The 20,292-nt window shown below is 52.9% G+C and carries 18 protein-coding genes, 1 pseudogene and 1 riboswitch; of the genes and pseudogenes, 12 read left to right on the top strand and 7 right to left on the bottom strand.

Annotation, left to right across the window (positions count from 1 at the left end; genetic code table 11):
* Window positions 1-88: 88 nt before the first annotated feature.
* The 4 genes from HMPREF9469_RS08945 to HMPREF9469_RS08930 are packed head-to-tail and all read left to right on the top strand — an operon-like array spanning window position 89 to window position 3,914.
* Window positions 89-1,012, top strand: coding sequence for an ABC transporter permease (locus HMPREF9469_RS08945; protein ID WP_007861131.1), 924 nt, complete (start codon window positions 89-91; stop codon window positions 1,010-1,012).
* Window positions 1,012-1,914, top strand: coding sequence for an ABC transporter permease (locus tag HMPREF9469_RS08940; RefSeq protein ID WP_007861129.1), 903 nt, complete (start codon window positions 1,012-1,014; stop codon window positions 1,912-1,914). Before HMPREF9469_RS08945 ends, HMPREF9469_RS08940 begins: the two co-directional genes overlap by 1 nt.
* Window positions 1,915-1,924: 10 nt before the next feature.
* Complete coding sequence (locus tag HMPREF9469_RS08935) at window positions 1,925-2,950, top strand: ABC transporter ATP-binding protein (protein WP_007861127.1); 1,026 nt, start codon at window positions 1,925-1,927, stop codon at window positions 2,948-2,950.
* The gene (locus tag HMPREF9469_RS08930; RefSeq protein WP_007861121.1) at window positions 2,940-3,914 is read left to right on the top strand and encodes an ABC transporter ATP-binding protein; all 975 of its coding nucleotides are present in this window, start codon (window positions 2,940-2,942) and stop codon (window positions 3,912-3,914) included. The genes HMPREF9469_RS08935 and HMPREF9469_RS08930 overlap by 11 nt, the downstream gene beginning before the upstream one ends.
* A 35-nt stretch (window positions 3,915-3,949) precedes the next feature.
* Here HMPREF9469_RS08930 and HMPREF9469_RS08925 read toward each other — a convergent pair whose 3' ends face one another.
* Together HMPREF9469_RS08925 and HMPREF9469_RS08920 are read right to left on the bottom strand one after the other, a co-directional pair.
* The gene (locus HMPREF9469_RS08925; RefSeq protein ID WP_007861117.1) at window positions 3,950-5,251 is read right to left on the bottom strand and encodes an SLC13 family permease; all 1,302 of its coding nucleotides are present in this window, start codon (window positions 5,249-5,251) and stop codon (window positions 3,950-3,952) included.
* Between the two features lie 32 nt (window positions 5,252-5,283).
* On the bottom strand, window positions 5,284-6,627 hold the full coding sequence (locus HMPREF9469_RS08920) for an enolase C-terminal domain-like protein (RefSeq protein ID WP_007861115.1): 1,344 nt from the start codon (window positions 6,625-6,627) through the stop codon (window positions 5,284-5,286).
* Window positions 6,628-6,818: 191 nt separating this feature from the next.
* Here HMPREF9469_RS08920 and HMPREF9469_RS08915 point away from each other — a divergent pair, with 191 nt between their 5' ends.
* The 3 genes and pseudogenes from HMPREF9469_RS08915 to recJ all read left to right on the top strand — a co-directional run bounded on the left by HMPREF9469_RS08915 (window position 6,819) and on the right by recJ (window position 10,993).
* Complete coding sequence (locus HMPREF9469_RS08915; protein ID WP_040415815.1) at window positions 6,819-7,715, top strand: LysR family transcriptional regulator; 897 nt, start codon at window positions 6,819-6,821, stop codon at window positions 7,713-7,715.
* Between the two features lie 145 nt (window positions 7,716-7,860).
* Window positions 7,861-9,216, top strand: a complete 1,356-nt coding sequence (brnQ, locus tag HMPREF9469_RS08910; protein WP_007861112.1) for a branched-chain amino acid transport system II carrier protein — start codon at window positions 7,861-7,863, stop codon at window positions 9,214-9,216.
* A gap of 38 nt (window positions 9,217-9,254) precedes the next feature.
* A pseudogene (gene recJ / locus HMPREF9469_RS08905) lies at window positions 9,255-10,993 on the top strand (single-stranded-DNA-specific exonuclease RecJ).
* Between the two features lie 10 nt (window positions 10,994-11,003).
* Here recJ and HMPREF9469_RS08900 read toward each other — a convergent pair.
* The 5 genes from HMPREF9469_RS08900 to thiS all read right to left on the bottom strand — a co-directional run bounded on the left by HMPREF9469_RS08900 (window position 11,004) and on the right by thiS (window position 14,600).
* The gene (locus HMPREF9469_RS08900; protein WP_040415218.1) at window positions 11,004-11,609 is read right to left on the bottom strand and encodes a thiamine phosphate synthase; all 606 of its coding nucleotides are present in this window, start codon (window positions 11,607-11,609) and stop codon (window positions 11,004-11,006) included.
* Window positions 11,602-12,831 carry a 2-iminoacetate synthase ThiH gene (thiH, locus tag HMPREF9469_RS08895; RefSeq protein ID WP_007861102.1) on the bottom strand — a complete coding sequence of 410 codons (1,230 nt, stop codon included), beginning with the start codon at window positions 12,829-12,831 and terminating at the stop codon, window positions 11,602-11,604. The genes HMPREF9469_RS08900 and thiH overlap by 8 nt, the downstream gene beginning before the upstream one ends.
* A 32-nt stretch (window positions 12,832-12,863) precedes the next feature.
* Window positions 12,864-13,670 carry a thiazole synthase gene (locus HMPREF9469_RS08890; protein WP_040415813.1) on the bottom strand — a complete coding sequence of 269 codons (807 nt, stop codon included), beginning with the start codon at window positions 13,668-13,670 and terminating at the stop codon, window positions 12,864-12,866.
* 88 nt (window positions 13,671-13,758) lie between these two features.
* Window positions 13,759-14,400: a sulfur carrier protein ThiS adenylyltransferase ThiF gene (gene thiF / locus HMPREF9469_RS08885; RefSeq protein ID WP_007861098.1), complete on the bottom strand. Its 642-nt coding sequence runs from the start codon at window positions 14,398-14,400 to the stop codon at window positions 13,759-13,761.
* 2 nt (window positions 14,401-14,402) lie between these two features.
* Entirely contained in the window at window positions 14,403-14,600 is a 198-nt protein-coding gene (thiS, locus tag HMPREF9469_RS08880) for a sulfur carrier protein ThiS (protein WP_007861096.1), read from the bottom strand.
* A gap of 236 nt (window positions 14,601-14,836) precedes the next feature.
* A riboswitch (TPP riboswitch) is annotated at window positions 14,837-14,941 on the bottom strand.
* A gap of 354 nt (window positions 14,942-15,295) precedes the next feature.
* Here thiS and HMPREF9469_RS08875 point away from each other — a divergent pair.
* From HMPREF9469_RS08875 to HMPREF9469_RS08855, 5 genes are read left to right on the top strand one after another with little or no spacing between them, the layout of a single operon-like run.
* Window positions 15,296-16,270, top strand: coding sequence for an ABC transporter permease (locus HMPREF9469_RS08875; protein ID WP_007861095.1), 975 nt, complete (start codon window positions 15,296-15,298; stop codon window positions 16,268-16,270).
* Window positions 16,271-16,272: 2 nt separating this feature from the next.
* Complete coding sequence (gene opp4C, locus HMPREF9469_RS08870; RefSeq protein ID WP_227161842.1) at window positions 16,273-17,157, top strand: oligopeptide ABC transporter permease; 885 nt, start codon at window positions 16,273-16,275, stop codon at window positions 17,155-17,157.
* Window positions 17,157-18,152 (top strand): ABC transporter ATP-binding protein, encoded by a 996-nt coding sequence (locus HMPREF9469_RS08865; RefSeq protein WP_007861091.1) that lies wholly within the window; start codon window positions 17,157-17,159, stop codon window positions 18,150-18,152. Before opp4C ends, HMPREF9469_RS08865 begins: the two co-directional genes overlap by 1 nt.
* Window positions 18,133-19,143 carry an ABC transporter ATP-binding protein gene (locus tag HMPREF9469_RS08860; protein WP_007861090.1) on the top strand — a complete coding sequence of 337 codons (1,011 nt, stop codon included), beginning with the start codon at window positions 18,133-18,135 and terminating at the stop codon, window positions 19,141-19,143. The genes HMPREF9469_RS08865 and HMPREF9469_RS08860 overlap by 20 nt, the downstream gene beginning before the upstream one ends.
* A 24-nt stretch (window positions 19,144-19,167) precedes the next feature.
* Entirely contained in the window at window positions 19,168-20,289 is a 1,122-nt protein-coding gene (locus HMPREF9469_RS08855) for an aminopeptidase (protein ID WP_007861088.1), read from the top strand.
* Window positions 20,290-20,292 lie beyond the last annotated feature (3 nt).

Below are 20,292 nucleotides of genomic sequence, written 5' to 3'. Positions count from 1 at the left end.
GAAACCTCTTTGTTCCAGCGCATTTTCACAGTCCCTTATGGCAAGGTGGTTTCTGAGAGTACTCCCATTACGAAAAGGGGGTAATCCTGTGCTGAAGAAATGTTTAAAACGTATCGTCATATCCATTCCGGTCCTCATAGGTGTTGTCCTGATCATATTCGTTATGCTCAGGATCATTCCGGGCAACCCTGTGACCACCATGCTGGGGGAACATGTAAACCAGGCTGTTATCGATAAGGTCAGCAGGGAGATGGGTCTGGACCAGCCCCTGTACATACAGTTTTTCCGGTATGTGGGCAATGCCCTTAAGGGGGATTTCGGAACCTCCTATAGGCTGAACCGCAATGTGACCAAGATCATCCTGGAAGCGTTTCCTAATACGGTGAAGCTGTCCGTGTGCGCGGCCGTGGTTGCCTGGGTGATCGGGATCACAGCCGGTATCGTGGCGGCGGTCAAACAGAATAAACTTCTGGACCGTCTGTTTATGGGCTGTGCGCTGATGGGTGTTTCCATGCCTGTATTTATGACAGCCCTGGTGCTTCAGTACGTGTTTGCCTTTAAGCTTAAGCTGTTTCCCGTGTCCGGGTATGATTCGCTTATCTGTATGGTGCTGCCCGCCATTGTGCTGGGATGGAATTCAGCCGGAAGCATTGCAAGGATGACCCGGTCCAACCTGGTGGAGGCCATGCAGGGAGATTACATACGGACGGCCAGGGCAAAGGGGCTGAGGGAGTGGGGCGTCATTGTGCATCACGCCCTTAAGAACGCCATGCTGCCGGTGGTCACCATGATGGCTCTCCAGGTATCCAGTATGCTTTCCGGTGCAGTGCTTACCGAGAGCGTGTTCGGAATCCCGGGAATCGGACGTCTGGCAGTCAATGCCATTGAGACAAGGGACATGCCGCTTTTGCAGGGCACGGTTATTTTTACCACAATTCTTGTAATTGCAGGAAACCTGGTGGCGGATATGCTGTATTCGGTGCTGGATCCGAGAATCAGGGAGGGTGCATGATGAGCGAGGAGAAAATAACGATCAATTCCATAGATATGGAATCACAGATTGGGGAGTCGGAAACACTGCTGGACCAGATAAGGACCATGGTGCGCCAAAATAAACTGGCGGCCCTGGCAGCGGTGGTGATCGCGGTCATTGCCCTGGCGGCCATATTTGCGCCTTTGGCAGCTCCGTACGACCCATATGCGCAGACCCTGACCGACAGGCTCCAGGCGCCCAGCGCAGCCCATATCCTGGGCACGGATGAGCTGGGGAGGGATGTGTTCAGCCGGATCATCTATGGGGCAAGGGTATCTCTGATGGTAGGGTTGGTCCCCACTGTGATCTCTATGGCCATTGGGACGATCCTGGGCCTTTTGGCAGGATTTTACGGTGGCAAGACAGATTTTGCCATCATGCGCCTGGCGGATGTGATGCTGGCTTTCCCTTCCCTGCTTCTTGCAATGGTCATCACCTATACCATCGGCGGAGGACTGGTGAGTATTTTTATGGCCCTGATCCTGGTGAACTGGGCAGGGACGGCCCGGATCGTCAGATCCCAGACCCTTTCGTTAAAGGAGGCGGAGTATGTGGAGGCGGCCCGCTCCATAGGAGTAAAAAAATGGAAAATCATGTTCCGGCACATCCTTCCCAACTGCCTGCCTTCCCTGATCGTTCTGTTTACACTGAACATTCCGGCGGCTATTCTGACAGAGTCCTCCCTAAGCTTTCTGGGAGCGGGACTTCAGCCGCCGTCCGCCAGCTGGGGCCTTGCGGTGGTAAGGGGAAAGAAATACCTGTTTTCAGAACCATGGCTTTCCATTGCGCCCAGCGTGGCAATCATGATCGTGGTGATGGCGTTTAACTTCCTGGGGGATGGACTTCGGGATGTGCTTGACCCGTATTTGAAAGAACAGTAGGAGGCCGCGGATGAAGGAAGAACATGTATTGACCATAGAGAACCTGCAGTCCTATTTCTTTACTGCCAAGGGAACCGTACCGGCGGTGGATGATGTGACCATTGAGGTGCCGGCCGGGAAGATCATTGGTCTGGTGGGAGAGTCGGGCTGCGGAAAAAGTATGACAGCCATGTCTGTGATGGGGCTTTTGCGCCATCCCGGCAAGGTGGTGGGGGGCAGGATCCTCCTGGACGGAAGGGATATCACCCATCTCGGGCCAAAGGAAAGGGCAGGTGTAAGGGGAAATGAGATATCCATGATTTTCCAGGAACCCATGACCTCCTTAAACCCCGTGTACCAGGTGGGAAGACAGGTACAGGAAGCCATTCTCCTGCACCAGAAGGTGTCCAGGGAGGAAGCAAAAAGGCAGGTGATCGAGATCTTCAGGGAGGTGGGGATCCCGGAGCCGGAGAAGCGGTACAATTCTTATCCGCACCAGCTTTCCGGCGGCCTCCGCCAGCGTGTGATGATAGGCATGGCCATGGTCTGCAAGCCCAAGGTCATGATCGCTGATGAGCCGACCACTGCCCTGGATGTGACCATTGAGGCCCAGATCCTGCGGCTGATGAAGCGCCTGAGGGATGAGCAGGGAACCTCCATTATCCTGATTACCCATAATATGGGAGTGGTTGCGGAAGTCTGTGATTATGTGTATGTAATGTATGCGGGAAAAGTGATGGAGCAGGCGGAGGTCTTTGATCTGTTTGCCAACACAAAGCATCCCTATACCCAGGGTCTGCTGAGGTCTATTCCCAAGCTGGACAGCAATGAGGAGCGCCTGTATACCATAGAAGGCGTGGTGCCCAACATGCTGCACCTGCCCCGGGGATGTAATTTCTGCAACAGATGTACAAAGGCGGCGGCACGATGCCTGGAGGAAAAACCGCAGCTGTATGATACGGGGACGGATGAGAACGGAATGAGCCACAAGGTGAGGTGCTTCCTGTATGATGACAGAAGCGCGGAGGGCAGTCGGGAGGCGGAACATGGCAGATAAGAAAATACTCCTGGAAGCCAGGGATCTTGTAAAGGAATTTGCCCTGGAGGGCGGAAAAAAGGGAAAGAATGTGGTCCACGCAGTTTCCGGCGTGAACCTGAAGATCTATGAGGGAGAGACACTGGCCCTGGTGGGGGAGTCCGGATGCGGCAAGAGCACCCTGGGCCGGACCCTGATCAGGCTTTTGGATGCCACGTCAGGCACCATAGAATTTGACGGAATGGATATTATGGGGATGAAGGATAAGGAATTTGCCGGGATCAGGCGGCAGATGCAGATCATTTTCCAGGATCCCTATGCATCCCTGAATCCAAGAATGAATGTAAAAGAGATCATTTCCGAGCCCCTGACCACTTACGGTCTGGCAAAAAACAGGGCAGATGTAGAGAGCCAGGTCCAGGCGCTGATGGATGAGGTGGGGATTCCCAGGGAATTCATCAACCGTTACCCTCACCAGTTTTCAGGCGGACAGAGGCAGAGGATCGGGATCGCCAGGGCGATCGCCCTTCACCCAAGGCTGATCATCTGTGACGAGCCTGTGTCTGCTTTGGATGTGTCCATCCAGTCACAGGTATTGAACCTGCTAAAGGATCTGCAGGAACAGTACCAGCTGACGTATCTGTTCATCTCACATGACCTTGGGGTGGTAAAATTTATCTCCGACAGAGTGTGTGTGATGTTTCTGGGAATGGTCTGTGAGGTGGGGGATACACATGAATTGTACAACCACCCACTGCATCCCTACACGCGTTTTCTTCTCAACGCCATACCCAAGGCCGATCCCAGGCTTAGGAGCGATGAGCAGGAGCTGCTTACAGGGGAGATCCCAAGTCCGGTCAATCCCCCCTCGGGCTGCCGGTTCCATACCAGGTGTCCTTATGCAAAGGAGGTATGCAGCCAGAAGGTTCCGGAGGGGACTATGGTTGGGGAGAGACAGGTGTTTTGTCATTTTCCGTTAACATGAGACCGAGGGGTGGATCCTTTACAGAGCTGGATCCTCTAACGGAAGATCCCGATGCAGTACCCTATGACAACCCACAGCACGGAGAGAATCCACAGGGGCACGAATGAGAATTTAACGTAATCGGCCAGTTCCGTGCCATCGGCCAGATCACAGGCCAGGTATATCTGGGGCTGGGCCACAGGGGAAACCATGGCGCCCATGTTCATGAGAAGGGTCAGGATGACCACCTCGCCGGGAATGCCGAATTTGCTGCTGACGCCGGCTACAATGGGCACCAGGGCGTATTGCCAGATATCATTGGTAAAGATAAGCATGAGCGGAGTGCTGAACAGGGCGATGATCAGGTAGACCCATGGACCCATGGCACCCGGGATGATGCGGATCAGGAAATCCACCATGGCATCCATCATACCGCTCTCGGAAAGGACGCCTACCACCACGCCGGACAGGAACACGGCGCATGCAGTGGAGTACATTTCCTGGGAATATTTCTTTAACAGGCTGCCCTGAAGTTTCAGGTCAGGGTAGTTGACGCACAGAGCCACGATCAGTCCGATGGCAAATACAAAATAGTCAGGGCAGGGAACCGCGCTCAGACCGATGATCAGCAATATGGTCCAGATCAAGTTGAACCAGAACAGCCTGGGGCGTTTAAGCTCTGAGGACTCCATGGTTACAGCCGTGTCCACCTGTTCATCCATCTGGCCGGCTCCTTTTTTCATCTGAATTCTGGCCAGGATGACAGCAAGGCAGACACACAGTACAATATAGATGAGCATCATGGGCAGCATCTTTGAGAAAATGTAGTTCTGGGGATTTTCAATGCCCTCCAGCAGAGTGGCTGCCCTCAGGGTACGGCCGTTCCAGGGCGTTACGAACAGGGCGCACATGGTTGCGGAACATAAAAGCAGCAGTACTTTTGGATCGATTTTTAACTTTTTGTACAGAGGAAGCATCATGGGTATGGTCACCAGATAGGTGGAGGTGACGCTTCCGTCTATTTCCGTGATCAGAGATACCAGCACGGTGATGATGCAGATCACCGTGACACTTAGTTTTGTGTGCTTTAGCAGGAACTCCACCATGATATCAAAAAGTCCTGCTTCCGACATGACTGAGAAATAGGGCAGTGAGAAGAATATGATGAACATCAGATCCCTGGTCTTCCCAAGTCCCACATTAATATAATCACATACTTCCGTAATGCTGGCACCCACCAGCAGGGCCCCGATTATGGGAATGATGGTAAATGCAAACAGGGTGCTTACTTTCTTTTTCAGGAGCAGTGTGGTGATGAGTATCATCATCCCAAAGCCCACGATGGCTGTATAACTCACGTTTTATTCCCTCCCTTTATTTATAGCGTTTCCTATCTCACAAGACATGGCTTTTTGGAATCATAGATCCATCCCGGGATCAGGTACTGCATGGCCATGGCGTCATCCCTGTCATGGCTGGGCATACGGTTGTAAAGCTTGTTGGCCTCCATTACCTGATCCATGTCCAGTGTGACACCAAGTCCGGGACGGTCCGGAACTTCCAGGTAACCGTTCTTTATGGCCGGGGTATCCTTTAACAGGTTCTGGCCGTCCTGCCAGATCCAGTGGGTATCCAGGGCCGTGGGACTGCCCGGGGCAGCTGCGGCCACATGGGCGAAGGTGGTAAGGGTTATGTCAAAGTGGTTATTGGAATGGCTGCCCCAGGTAAGTCCCCAGTCATTGAGGAGCGCGGCCATGCGCAGGCTTCCCTCCAGACCCCAGAAATGCGGGTCCGCCAGAACAATGTCCACTGCTTTTAAGGCAGCGGCATGGTAGAACTGCCTCCAGTTTGTGGCAATCATGTTTGTGGCAACCAAAAGTCCGGTGGCATTTTTGAATTCCGCCATGATCTCACGGCTGGAAAATCCTGCCTCGGGGCCGCAGGGATCCTCAATATAGGACAGGATGCTGCCCATGCCCCGGCACAGGCGGATGGCTTCCTCCAGACTCCATGCGCCGTTGGGGTCTATGTTGATGCGGCCCTGGGGAAACTGCTTTTTGAGAGCCCTTACCGTGTCCATTTCGTAATCCCCTGAGAAAACGCCGCCCTTGAGCTTGAAGTTGCGGTAGCCGTATTTGTCCTGAAGGCAGCAGGCCTGTTCCACGATCTGTTCATGGCTGATCATTTCCTGGCGTCTCATCCTGAACCATGGATCACGGCTCTGGGATTCATCCAGGTAGGGAAGGTCGGTTTTGTTCTTATCCGATACATAGAACAGATAACCAAGTACTTCCACCTGATCCCGCTGCTTTCCCTCTGCCAGAAGTTCGCACACAGGAATGCCCAGGTGCTGTCCGAGAAGATCCAAGAGGGCGCATTCAATGGCCCATTCTGCCTTTACCACAAACTTCAGTTTGCTGATGTCCAGGGTCTGAATGCCTTCCCCGTCATCACCCGCAGCCTGTTTGCCGCCTCTGTGGATACATCCCAGAATGGAACGGTATTTGCCTACTTCCTGTCCCACGACCAGGGGAATACAGCTGGTAAGGCATTCATATGTATAATCCCCTCCGTGGATCTCTCCAATGCCTGTATGGCCGGAGCTGTCCTTTATAATGACCAGATTCCGTGTAAAATAGGGAGCATGGGCTCCGCTGAGTGTCATTTCCATGCTGTCGTAACCTGCTACAGGAATTACCTGCATCTCAGTGACAATAGGTGTGTTTGCTGACATGTTTTATTTCCTCCTTATATACAAATGCCTTGCTTTTTTGACTGTTTTTATTATAATACAGTTAGGAAAATCAGGCCAATATGTAAAAATAATCGGGGCAATCACTTTTACTAATGGTGAATGTGAATAAAAACAGGCCTGCAAAGACAGGTCCGCAGCGGGTCTGCCCATATGCACACGGGGGGATTATATTGGATACAAAATATTTAAACTATATTTTAACCATTGCAAGAAGAAAAAACATGACAAAGGCTGCGGAGGAACTGTATGTGTCCCAGTCCTCCTTGAGCCAGTATTTGTCCAGGCTGGAGCAGGAGATCGGGGATCCTCTGTTCATACGGGCAAAAGGGGAGCTTTTGCTGACCCCGGCAGGGGAACTGTATGTGGAGGCTGCCAGGAAGGTGATACGGATCCAGAAGGACCTTTATCAGGACATACGCAGCCTGAACAATAAAAGCCATATCACCATTGGGGTCACGTCCCAGTTTGGCCTGAGGATGCTGACGGAGATCATACCCGCGTACAAAAAGGAGTTTCCCCAGGTGACCATTGAGATCTCGGAATCCAATGTGCCCGCCCTTACAAGGATGCTGCTGGATGAGGGGATCGACTGCGCCATTATGGCCCTTAATGGTACGGATGCCTTTTCCAGGGAGCAGGTTTCCGTATTGCGGGAAGAGGAAGTGCTTTTCGCCATACCGGCATCCCATGAGTACAGGAAGCGCAATCAGGACAGTGCCATGACCCAGGAGGAACTGGTGAGAGAGTTCGGTAAAGACAATTTCATGCTTTCCAAGAAGGGTTCTACCCTGCGGGTGCTGGCGGACCGGATCTTTACAGCCTGTGACTTTCAGCCCAGCACCATGTGTGAGACCAACAGCATCATTGCCACACGGGCCATGGTGGCAAAGGGTATAGGGGTTACTTTTATTGCCAGCTCCTGCGTCAGCGACCGGGAAAATGTAGCTTACTATTCATTGGATCCCAAACTTTACCGGTACAATGTGCTGGTGCTCAGAAAAAATCTGATACAGAACCGGCCGGAAAGGGTATTGTTTCAGTATATATATGACTATTTTAAAGAGTAGGAACCAGAGGCGCCGGGAAGGCGCATTTCCCGGTTAATGTTGAAACATGGGGACTTTTGTGATATCATTATCAAAGAAAGAGATAAGAGAAATCGGGGGATAAACTCTTATCTCTTATTTTGTACTGAGCGGGGATATATACATTATGAGACAGAAACTATCAAAGCACAATCTGCTGCTTGTTGGATTTACATTATTTTCCATGTTTTTTGGCGCGGGAAATTTGATCTTCCCGCCTTTTCTGGGCGCTCAGGCAGGCAGCCTTACATGGCTGGCCATGGGAGGATTCCTGATCAGCGCGGTGGGCCTCCCTGTGATGGGGGTGGCGGCAGTTGCGCTGTCCGGTGGACTGACCAATCTGGCAGGAAGGGTGCATCCCTGGTTTGCCTTTCTGTTTACGCTGCTGATATATCTTTCCATCGGACCATGCCTGGCCATACCAAGGACTGCCAGCACCTCCTTTGAGATGACGGTGCTCCCTGCCCTCACCGGCATGAATCTGAATATGCAAGGTGTGGTGGGCCAAACCGGGTTTACCCTCCAGACACTTTCACAGTTTGCCTATTCGGCCCTGTTTTTTATTGTGGCCATGATAGTGGCTTTCAGGCCCGAGAAGCTGACAGACCGGCTGGGAAAGGTTTTGTGCCCGGCGCTTTTGGTCCTGATCGGCGTCATATTTACCGGGTGCCTGGTATGGCCCATGGGACCTTACGGGACGCCGTCCCAGTCCTTTTCATCAGGACCTGTGGTTAAGGGATTTCTGGAGGGATATCAGACCATGGATACCATTGCCGCCCTTAATTTCGGAATTGTCATTGCCCTGAATATCCGGGCAAAGGGGGTGGAGCAGGAGGGCGCCATTGTGCGGGAGACCATCAAGGCGGGGGTGATCGCAGGAATACTGCTGGCCCTCATCTACGGAGCCCTGGCCCATATCGGGGCGCCGGCAGGCACTGTTACGGCTGATACGGAAAATGGAGCCAGGATCCTTACCTATGTTGCGGGAAGCCTGTTTGGGCAAGCGGGGATGATGATATTGGGAATGATCTTCCTCATTGCCTGCTTTAACACCTGTGTGGGACTGCTCAGCTGCTGCAGCCAGTATTTTACCACCATCATTCCACTGATCGGATACAAAATGTGGGTGGCTGTGTTTGCGGTCATCAGCCTGGTGATCTCCAGCGCGGGTCTGAACCGGATCCTGGCGGTTTCGGTTCCTGTGCTCAGCGCCATTTATCCCGTGGCCATTGTGCTCATTGTGCTGGCATTTATGGATCCTCTGACAAAAAGATGGCCGGCCATGTTTCCATGCAGTATATTGTTCACAGGGATCGTCAGTGTGGTTTATGCGCTGGAGCAGAGCAAGGTGGTCATACCGTTCCTGAGCCAGGCAACCACCTTCCTGCCTGGTTATGGGGCCGGACTGGGCTGGATCGTACCTGCCCTGGCCGGAATGGCGGCCGGTGTGGCCGTGTCCTCCGCAATGGAAAGCGGCTGGTGACGGAAGGCAATGCTATAAAGAAAAAGGATATAAGAGAGATGACACAGACAAAATGGATGCTGCACGCCAAAAAGGCGGATTTTAATAAGATAGCAGAGAACTTTGGGATAAGTCCCGTGACAGCAAGGATCATACGCAACCGGGGGATTGAGGACATGGAGTCCATTCGGCATTACCTCCATGGCTCAATCGAAGATCTCCATGACCCGCGTCTTCTTCCGGACATGGAAAAGGCGGTGGGCATACTGAGGCGGAAGGCGGCGGAGGGAAAGACCATCCGTATTGTGGGTGATTATGATATTGACGGAGTGTGCTCCACCTATCTGCTTTACCGGGCTTTAAAGCGGATCGGGGCCAGGGTGGATTATGAGATACCTGACCGTATTAAGGACGGATATGGAATCAATGAGATGATCATCGAGGCAGCTGCATCAGACGGCATTGATACCATACTTACATGTGACAATGGGATCGCTGCCGTCAGCCAGATCGCCAGGGCAAAAAAACTGGGGATGACGGTTATTGTCACGGACCACCACGATATACTGGTGGAGGAAAATGAGGAAGACCTGCCTGAGGGGGGAGGGAAGTGCTTCCTCCGGCCGATGCGATCGTGAATCCCAAGCTCAGGGGATGCGCGTACCCGTTCACCGGTATCTGCGGCGGAATGGTGGCGTTTAAACTGGTGCAGGTGCTCTTTGAGGAGTCGGGAGTTTTGGCGCAGGAGTGGCTTGACATGCTGGAGATCGCGGCCATTGCCACGGTGGGGGATGTGATGAAGCTCCAGGGGGAAAACCGTATCATTGTAAAGGAAGGCCTGCGCTGTCTGGGCCATACCTCCAATCTGGGGCTGAAGAAACTGATCGAAAAAAATAATCTGGTACCGGGCTCCATTACTGCCTATCATATCGGGTTTGTGATCGGCCCCTGCCTGAATGCCAGCGGACGCCTTCAGACAGCTAAGATCGCATTGTCCCTGCTGCTCTGCGAGGATGAGGAGGAAGCCGACCGCATGGCCATGGAGTTAAAGGAACTCAATGACCAGAGAAAGGATATGACCCAGGCCGGGATTGACCAGGCCGCAGCCATGGTGGAGGAACGGTATGGGGATGATAAGGTACTGGTAGTGTTCCTGCCCGACTGCCATGAATCACTGGCCGGGATCGTGGCGGGAAGGCTCAGGGAGAGATATAACAAGCCCTCCTTTGTGCTGACCCGGGCAGAGGGCTGCGCCAAAGGCTCCGGGCGTTCCATAGAGGCCTACCACATGTTCCATGCCCTGGTGGAGGTGAAGGACCTGCTGCTGAAGTTTGGGGGCCATCCCATGGCAGCGGGGTTTTCCCTGGAGGAAAAGGACGTGGACGAGTTCCGGAGACGCCTGAATGAGAATGCCAGGGAGCGTTTGACGGAGGAGGACTTTATCCCCAGGGTGTGGATCGATGTTGCAATGCCCTTTGAATACATAACGGAGCCGTTTGTCAGGGAACTGGAACTTTTGGAGCCATATGGGCAGGGGAATGAGAAGCCGCAGTTTGCCCAGAAAAGCATGGTGATCCGCAGTGCCCATGTGATGGGGCGAAACCGGAATGTGGTACGGCTGAGTCTGGTCAATGAGCGGGGAGTATCCATGGACGGCGTGGTATTTACAGATGGGGACCTGTTCATGGAGGAGAAGGGAAACAGCCGCCTCATGGATGTGATCTATTATCCAGGCATTAATGAATACAATGGGAACAGGAACCTGCAGATCGTGGTAAAGGACTGGAAGTTCCATTGATGACAGCGCTTTAAAGCGCCATCATCCCCGACATGATACATCCGCCAACGGCCCCACATGACATGACTTCCCGGATCTGGGCCGCCTCCAGGCGGATGCCTCCTATGGCATAGACCGGTATGGAAACGGTTTGGCATATCTCCCTTAAAAAAGCAGTTCCCCGCGGGGGCAGTCCCTTTTTACAGTCAGTGGCATAGATGTGGCCGGCTGTCAGATAGGTGGCTCCCAGGGACTGGGCCTCCAGGGCCTCATTGGCGGCATGGACCGATACACCGATGGTGGTGAATCCGTCCAGCTGTTTTTTTTCGGCCGCCTCCCTTAATTTCCACAGCGGCAGATGGATTCCATCAGCACCCAGAATGTGGGCGGCCTCTGTAAAGGTGTGGAGGATGCAGGGAACCTGATAGGATGCACACAGTTTTAAGACCTCCCGTGCCATGGATTCATAGTCTGCCTCATCCATGTCCTTTTCCCTCAGGACCAGGGCTGCCGGATGAAAACAGCATATCCGGCGGACCTGGTCCATAAATGGCCGGGTGCAGAGACTGCGGTTGGATACGGCCATGATGCGGTCCCTTATTTCCTTTGGTATTGTTTGTTCTTGTATATTACACATAGATATAATCACTCATCACCGGCTGGAGATTCCTGCTCAGCAGGTCGCGGAACACCTGATCCACGCTGCGGTTGTCGGAAATCTCAAACTGGCTGTCTCCTTCCTCTTCTATTTCCTCTGAATGTCCTCCGATCCCGGTGCTTACCCCGGCAGATACCTTGGTGGCCGCAATGGATGCCAGATGATCCCTGACCCTGGCGCATTCCCTGGTGGACACGGTGATGCTGGCCCAGGGCATAAGGAGACGGTAAGCTGTGACCACCTGAAGAAGCTGTGTCTCATGGACATCCATGGGATTGATCTTGTCATTGTTGATAATGGGTCTGAGGCGCGGGCAGGAAAACGCGATCTCCCCGTGGGGATATTTCCTTTGAAGCAGCCAGGCGTGGCATCCGGTTGCAAATGCGTCCTTGCGGAAGTCCGACAGTCCTAAAAGGGCTCCCAGACCCACGCCCCTCATTCCGCCCTTCAGTGCGCGTTCCTGGGCATTGAGGCGGTACGGAAAACAGCGCTTGTGGCCGGACAGGTGCAGGGTCTCATATTTGTCCGGGTTATAGGTCTCCTGGAATATGGTTACGTAATCCACTCCGCAGCTGTGCAGGTAAGCGTACTCATCAGAGTTCAGGGGATAGATCTCCAGGCCGATCACCTTAAAATACCTGCGGGCGATCTTACAGGCTTCTCCAATATAAGAGACAGTGGACTTTGCCCGGCTTTCACCGGTAAGGATCAGGATCTCCTTCAGCCCTGTGCGGGCAATGGATTTCATTTCCTCCTCGATCTGTTCCGGTTCAAGCTGTGCACGCCTTATCTTGTTCTTGCAGTTGAAGCCGCAGTAAATACAGTAGTTTTCACAATGATTCGCAATATAGATAGGGGTAAACATGTAGATGGAGTTGCCGAAATGTTTTCTGGTTTCTACCTGGGCAGCCTTTGCAATGTCTTCCAGCAGAGGCTGTGCGGAAGGGGAGAGCAGGGCGGCGAAGTCCTCCAGGGTGCGTGTTTCATGGGCCAGGGCTGCTTTGACATCCGCGGCCGTGTACGCTGACGGATCATAGGCGTTCATAAGGGACAGGACCTGCCTGCCGATTTGTGAATCCAGTACCTCCATATCGGGAAGATAGGCCATGTGGTCAGTGCGTTCCTTTTTCAGGTCCTGGCTGATCTGGGGGTTCAGGATACTTTCATTCATGGGTTCATTGTTCTTTTCATTTTGAGACATGGTGTCACCTCTTTTTATCATAGGGTTTGTGGTTAGTCGTGGAGAAATCCGGTCAGGGGGGAGGAGGCACTGGCTTCCTTGTCCAGTGTCCTTCCAAGACCTGCCAGGTATGCCTGCCTTCCGGCTTCAATGGCCAGCTTAAATGCCCCGGCCATTGCCGGTACGCTGCCTGCTGTTGCGATGGCTGTGTTGGCCATGATGGCGGCGGCGCCCATTTCCATGGCCTCACAGGCCTGTGAGGGGCGTCCGATCCCCGCGTCAACAATAATGGGAAGATCTATTTCATTGATAAGGATCTGAATGAATTCCCTGGTGCACAGTCCCCGGTTGGTTCCGATGGGAGCGGCCAAAGGCATGATGCAGGCGGCTCCTGCACTGGCCAGATCCCTGGCCGTGTTCAGGTCCGGGTACATGTAGGGCATGACCACAAAGCCTTCCTTGGCAAGGATTTCCGTGGCTTTGATGGTTTCTGTGTTGTCGGGCAGCAGATATTTTGCATCGCGTATCACCTCTATTTTTACAAAATCCCCGCACCCGGCCTCCCTGGAGAGACGGGCGATCCGGACGGCCTCCTGTGCGTTCCTGGCGCCGGAGGTGTTGGGAAGGAGGGTGACGTGGCTGGGTATGTAGTCCAGGATATTGGCGACGCCGCCTTCATTTGCCCGCCGCAGGGCAAGGGTGATGATCTGGGCTCCTGCCTGTTTTACGGCTGCCTGGATCAGATCCAGGGAATACTTTCCCGATCCCAGGATAAAACGTGAGGTAAAGGTGTGGCCTCCGATGATAAGAGGGTCGCTGCAGGAGCTTAGGGCTGTCTGCTCCGTGTTTTGTTGTTCCATTTTTGTTTGTTCCATCTTTGTCTGCTCTCTTTCTTTTTGTTCCATGTTTCAATTCTCCTTTGCTTTTAAACTGTGCAGCGGCTGTCTCTCAGACGGTCTCCTCTCCAAGGATCAGCCGTGTGATCATATTGGCCTGGTGGGCGGCGCAGAGCATGACCCTGGGCGCCATAAGGCCGTTTCCCGGCCCGGGAAGGGAGGTGCCGTCTCCGCACACATAAAAATGCCTCCCGGCTCTTTTGGTACAGATACTGTTGCCGCTCCCGAAACCCGCCATTCCGGACGCGGATACCAGGAACTTGTCCGGAAACTGTTCCAGGATCCCATTGGCCAGCATGGCTTTTGCCTCAGGGCGGTCAAAGGCTTCGCATATGATGGTCTCATGTTCAAACAGGGACTGGATGTTGGATTCAGTGACCCTGACACAATGGGTATATATATCCAGGAAAGGATTGATCTCCTTTAATTCATGGGCCAGCGCAAGGGTTTTGTACATGCCCAGGTGGCGCGCCGTATATTGCTGGCGGTTCAGGTTGGTTATGTCCACAACATCAAAATCAATGAGATGCAGGTGGCCCACGCCGATTCTGGCCAGTGCAAACGCCACATTAGAGCCCAGGCCTCCCAGCCCTGCCACAGCCACCCGGGCATGGTCCAGTTTTTCCTGGACCTGGGCCGTGTGCCGTTCGGTCAGGGCACGGTGAAGCTGCTCTTTGTTTAAGACAGTGTCCATATTCAGCCTCCTCCTACAAAACTTACGATCTCCAGTACATCATCATCCCCAAGCCGGGTAGTGCCATAGCTTCCTTTGGGCAATATGGAACCTCCAAATTCCACTGCAATCCTGTCCAGACGGTATCCCTGTTCCAGCAGATACTCCTCTACTGTGACCGGCTGTGACAGCTGCGTTTGCCTGCCATTGATCATGGGCATTTGTTACACCTCCTTTTCCGGCAGTGGGCGCTGGGAAGCTCCTGGCGGCAGGAAAGCTTCCGGCGTACATTGCAGAATAAAAAAATGTTCACAAAGCAATACACCCGCGGTGGTGCACCCCTTCATGAACATAGATTCACTCTGTCTGCCTGTATTTGATTGTGGATTGCGGACCGGATCTGGTCCCGTATGGTGGAGAGAACAACAAAATACGGGAATACCAAAGTATTCCCGCTAAGAAGTTTCATGATCGGTCCCTACGTTGGCATTATCCAAATCAGGTTCATGGGTCGAAGTTTAAAACTTCCTCTCAGCCTATTCATAAGCTCCCCGTTTTTTACAAAATCCAGTATAGGACATGGGAGCGGGTTTGTCAATACTGTTTTTAAAAACAGGGGGAGGGGAATTGGATACATCTGTATGAATCCATTGTTTGTTAAAATTGGATAAGTAGATATGTAGATAAATCATATTGACAAATTTTGACGAATTTTGTATAATAAGTTAATTTACATTGTCATTGTAATTCGGTATGGTCTTACATATTGCATGGTATATGCGGGTTAATACATACATATAAAAGCAAAATCACCAAAACATGCGCCTTTTGGGAGGGCGCAGGGGTGGCTGCGTGCTGCAGGAAGCCTGTACCGGACCCTTACAAGACAAAAAGAGGAAAGTATGGAGGAACACGAATGGGAAAGTATATTGGGAAAAGACTGCTGACTTCAGTGGTCATTCTGTTCGGTGTGTCGGTGATTGTTTTCTTCCTGGTCATGAGCATCCCCGGCGACCCTTATTCCGGCATGTACTCGCCGGATATCCCACCTGAACAGATCGCAGCAAAATTGGAGGAGCTGGGTGCCAATGACCCCTGGCCCGTACAATATGTAAAGTGGCTGGGCCGTGTGGTGACAGGTGACTTTGGTTATTCTATCTGGTACAAGACCCCCGTCATCGGCATCATCCTGGACAGACTGGGAAACACCGCGCTGCTGGCATGTGCAGCCATTGCACTGAGTACCCTGTTGGGTATTACTGTTGGTATTTATTCGGCAAGGCATAAAAAGGGAATCGTGGATAATACCTCGTCCATCCTGGCTTTTGCAGCCATTTCCATTCCCAGCTTCTTCTTCGGCATGGTGCTGATCAAGATCTTCGGCGTCAACTTAAAGCTGCTGCCGATTTCCGGAATGGTCACGGTATCGGCCAATCCTGTCACAGGCCCGGCCTATGTCCTGGATGTGGCCAAGCATATGATATTGCCTACCATTGTCCTGGGTCTGATGAATGCGGCTACCATGATGCGCTATACCCGTGCCAGTATGGTGGATATCCAGTCCATGGACTACATACGAACTGCCCGTGCCAAGGGCCTGCCTGAGCGCAAGGTCATCTATAAGCACGGTCTGAAAAACGCCCTGAGCCAGATCATCACGATCCTCAGCCAGCAGATTCCCAGTCTGCTGTCCGGTTCTCTTTTGACAGAGACGGTGTTTCTGTGGCCCGGCGTTGGCCGTTTGAACTTTGAAGCTGTTAACCACCGCGATTACCCGCTGATCATGGGCATCGTGCTGATTTTGGCCAGTTTTACGCTGATTGCCAACCTGATCGCCGATATCTCTTATGCTCTCATTGATCCCCGGGTTCTGCACGAGGAGAAAGGATGAGGATGATGGAAATAAAAAAAGAAAAGATCCAGACTCCTTTCCAAGAAAGTCTGAAGAAAATTTTATCCAACAAGCTGTGTTTGGTCAGTCTGATCGTGCTGGTGATCCTGATCTTGTTTTCTATCTTTGGCCCCATGTTCACAGGATATGAATCTGATTCCATTGACCTGCTGAATATGCTTACCGGCCCCAGCGATACGCATTTGCTGGGCACGGATGAATTAGGCAGGGATATGTTCACCCGTCTGGCTGAAGGAGGCCGTGTATCCATCAGCGTGGGCTTGATCGCAACGCTTTTTAAGCTGTGTATCGGTGTGCTGCTGGGCTGTATTGCAGGTCTGTACGGCGGGATTGTGGAAAGTGTCATTATGCGTATCGTGGATATTATTATGTGCTTCCCCTTTTTTGTCATTGCCCTGTGCATCGCTGCCATCACCGGTCCCAGCTTCCATAACACGATTTTTATCATTGGTATTCTGGGCTGGCCCGGTGTGTGCCGTATCGTGCGCAGTCAGGTGCTGAGCCTGAAAAATGTTGAGTATGTGGATGCAGCCCGCTCCCTGGGCTTAAACCAGATGGAGATCATCTTCCGTCACATCCTGCCCAATGCCAGCGGTCCTATTATCGTCTATACCACCCTGAGCGTGGCTAACGCCATCCTGATGGAGGCGTCCTTAAGTTTCCTGGGTCTGGGTATCGCTATGCCACAGTCCAGTTGGGGCACGATCCTGTCCACTGCCCAGAACATGCAGATCCTTCAGGATTGCTGGTGGATGTGGATTCCCGCAGGTATCCTGGTCCTGAGCACCGTTCTGGCTATCAACTTCCTGGGTGACGGCCTGTCCGAGATCCTGGATCCTAAGAAAAAAGGAAGGGGTGCTGACTAATGGCGGAACATGATATATTCTTTCAATTAAAAGATCTTTGGATCAAGTTTGGCCCCGCGGGCAAAAGCTATCCTGTTGTCAAGGGGATCAACCTGAATATCGAGCGCGGCAAGGTGCTGGGGCTGGTGGGTGAGTCAGGCTGCGGCAAGAGCGTCACCATGCTTTCCTCCATGGGCCTTTTGCCCAAAAATAACTGCGAAGTCACCGGCAATGTCCTCTTTGATGGTCAGGAGCTGAACGGACTGCCTGACAAGGAATTCCAGAAGATCCGCGGAAAGCGTATCTCCATGGTGTTCCAGGAGCCTATGACCAGCCTTAACCCTGTGTTCACCGTGGGCCAGCAGCTCAGCGAAGTGCTGGAACAGCACCTGAACATGACCGGACAGGCCAACAAGGCCAAGTGCCTGGAACTTTTGAACCTGGTATCGATCCCTGATCCTGCCAGTGTATATGACTATTACCCGTTTAAGCTCTCCGGCGGCATGCGCCAGCGTGTGATGATCGCTATGGCCCTGGCCTGCGATCCCGAGCTGGTCATTGCCGATGAGCCAACTACGGCCCTGGATGTAACGACCCAGGCGCAGATTATCGATCTGTTCAAAGAATTGCAGAAGAAGCTGAACACCACCATCATCTTTATATCCCATGACCTGGGGGTGATTGGTGAGATCAGCGACAACATTGCTGTCTTGTATGCCGGTTATGTGATGGAGGAATGTGATACCAAGACCTTGTTCCGCAATCCTCTGCATCCTTATACCTTCGGCCTGATGAGTTCCCGTATGGGACGCAGCCTGAAAAACAAGGGTAAGCTTTACAGCATCCCCGGAATGGTGCCCAGCGCCGAGAATATGCCGGCGGGATGTCCCTTTGCCCCTCGCTGCCTCAAGGCAGGCGGCCAGTGCGCCTGCGAGATCCCTCCTTTGGTGGAGGTAGAGCCTGGCCATAAAGTACGCTGCTGGGAGGTGACTAACCATGTCGAAGCCACTGATTGAAGTTGAAAATCTGAAAAAATATTTCCCTCTGGGAAAGAACCCTTTTAGCAAGAAGAGCGGCCGCGTGGTCAAAGCTGTTGACAATGTGTCGTTCCAGATCAATGAGGGCGAGTGCTTTGGCCTGGTGGGTGAGTCCGGTTCGGGCAAATCCACCACGGGCCGTTGTGTCCTGAACCTGCTGTGCCCCACCAGCGGAAAAGTATATTTTGACGGCAAACCCATCTTTGATGAGGAGAAGGGCATTGCCCTGAACCGCAAAGAGATGATGGAGTACCGGAAGGAGATGCAGATCATCTTCCAGGATCCCAATGCCAGTCTGGATCCCCGCATGACCGTGGGCCAGATCGTGGAAGAAGGAATCAAGAAACACAAGATCGCCACCGGCAAGGAGGCAAGCGACCTGGCCGCCTATTATCTGGAGTTGTGCGGCTTGGACCGCTCCATGGCCAACCGTTATCCCAGCCAGTTCTCCGGCGGACAGAAGCAGCGCATCGGTATTGCGCGGGCTCTGGCTGTGAAGCCCCGTTTTGTGGTGGCTGACGAGCCGTTGTCCGCATTGGATGTCTCCATCCAGTCCCAGGTTCTGAACCTGATGAGCGAGCTGAAAGAGAAGCTGGGCCTGACTTATCTGTATATTTCCCACGATCTGAAGACCGTGGAGTATTTCTGTGATAAGGTCGGGGTTCTGTACCTGGGCACCCTTTTTGAGACCGGCACCACGGAGGAGACAATGACAGAGCCCCTTCATCCCTATACCAAGGCCCTGTTTTCCGCTATCCCTCCCGAGGATCCCACCGCTGATGATAACCCTGAGCGGATCAAGCTGATAGGCGAGATCCCCAGTGCTACCAATATGCCATCAGGCTGTAAGTTTCACACCCGCTGTCCGTACGCCACTGACAAGTGCAAGAACACCGAGCCTCAGCTGGCCTGCACGGGCGGAACCCATTTTGTGGCCTGCCATCATTGGCAGGAGATCAATCATAAGTAAAGCAGGAAAGGAAGTAGAAAGATTATGGATCCCAGATTTAAAAAGATCGCTTCTACCGTTATGTGCCACAGTTTAAAGATCCAGCCAGGTGAGAAGGTGATGATCTCAGCCGTGGACGATGGCGACAAGCTGGCAGAAGCTCTGGTGGAGGAAGCATATGCCTGTGGTGCTGTGCCCTTTGTCAGTTTGGAGCAGACCACCATCCGCCGTGCCATCCTAAGGGGGGCCACCGCAGAACAGCTGGAGCTGATGGCTAAGCCCAGCGTGGTTCTTATGGATGAGATGGACTGCCATGTTACCATCTCCGCTCCCTATAACAGTTGCGAGTTTTGCCTGATCTCTCAGGAAAAGCAGACCATGTACACGAAGTATTGTAAAAGCTTGATCAGCCGTGCCAAAAGCAGGCTGCGCTGGGTGTCCCTGACTTATCCCAACCATGGGATGGCCCAGAATGCGGGCATGAGCCTCAGCGAATTCTCCGACTATTATTTTGATCTTATGACCATGGATTATGACAAGCTGGAGAAGGCTTCCCTGCCCATGGCCCTGCGTATGAGGGCCGCGGACCAGGTACGCATTGTGGCACCGGGTACGGATCTGACCGTGTCCCTGAAGGGCTTTACCGCTCTTATCGCTGCCGGCGAGCACAATCTGCCCGATGGGGAGATTGCTTCAACCCCTGACCGCTGTTCTGTTAACGGCACCATCAGCTTCAATGTTCCCTCCATGCACAATGGCTTTCTCTTTACCGATGTGCGCCTGACCTTTAAGGACGGCAAGGTGGTGGAGGCTTCCGCCAATGACACAGAGCGTTTCTTAAAGGAGATCTCCCTGGATGAGGGCTGCCGCTACATAGGCGAGTTTTCTATGGGGACCAGCCCCTATGTGCAGCGTGTTGTACACGAGACTCTTTTTGACGAGAAGATGGGCGGATCCATGCATATGGCCCTGGGCGCCTGCTACAATTTCCCGGGCCGTGACAACGGCAACCGGTCCAGCATTCACTGGGATCTGATCCAGAGCCACCGGCCTGAACACGGCGGCGGTGAGGTGTGGATCGATGGCGAGCTGGTGCGCAAGGACGGCATCTACCTGCCTGAGGATCTGCGCGTACTGAACCCGGACGTTTATTTTGCCCAGGATTGATAA

The organism is [Clostridium] citroniae WAL-17108 (assembly GCF_000233455.1).
GTDB lineage: Bacteria > Bacillota > Clostridia > Lachnospirales > Lachnospiraceae > Enterocloster > Enterocloster citroniae.
Note: the sequence above shows the minus strand (reverse complement) of the source record. Positions and strands in the feature narration are given on the sequence as shown.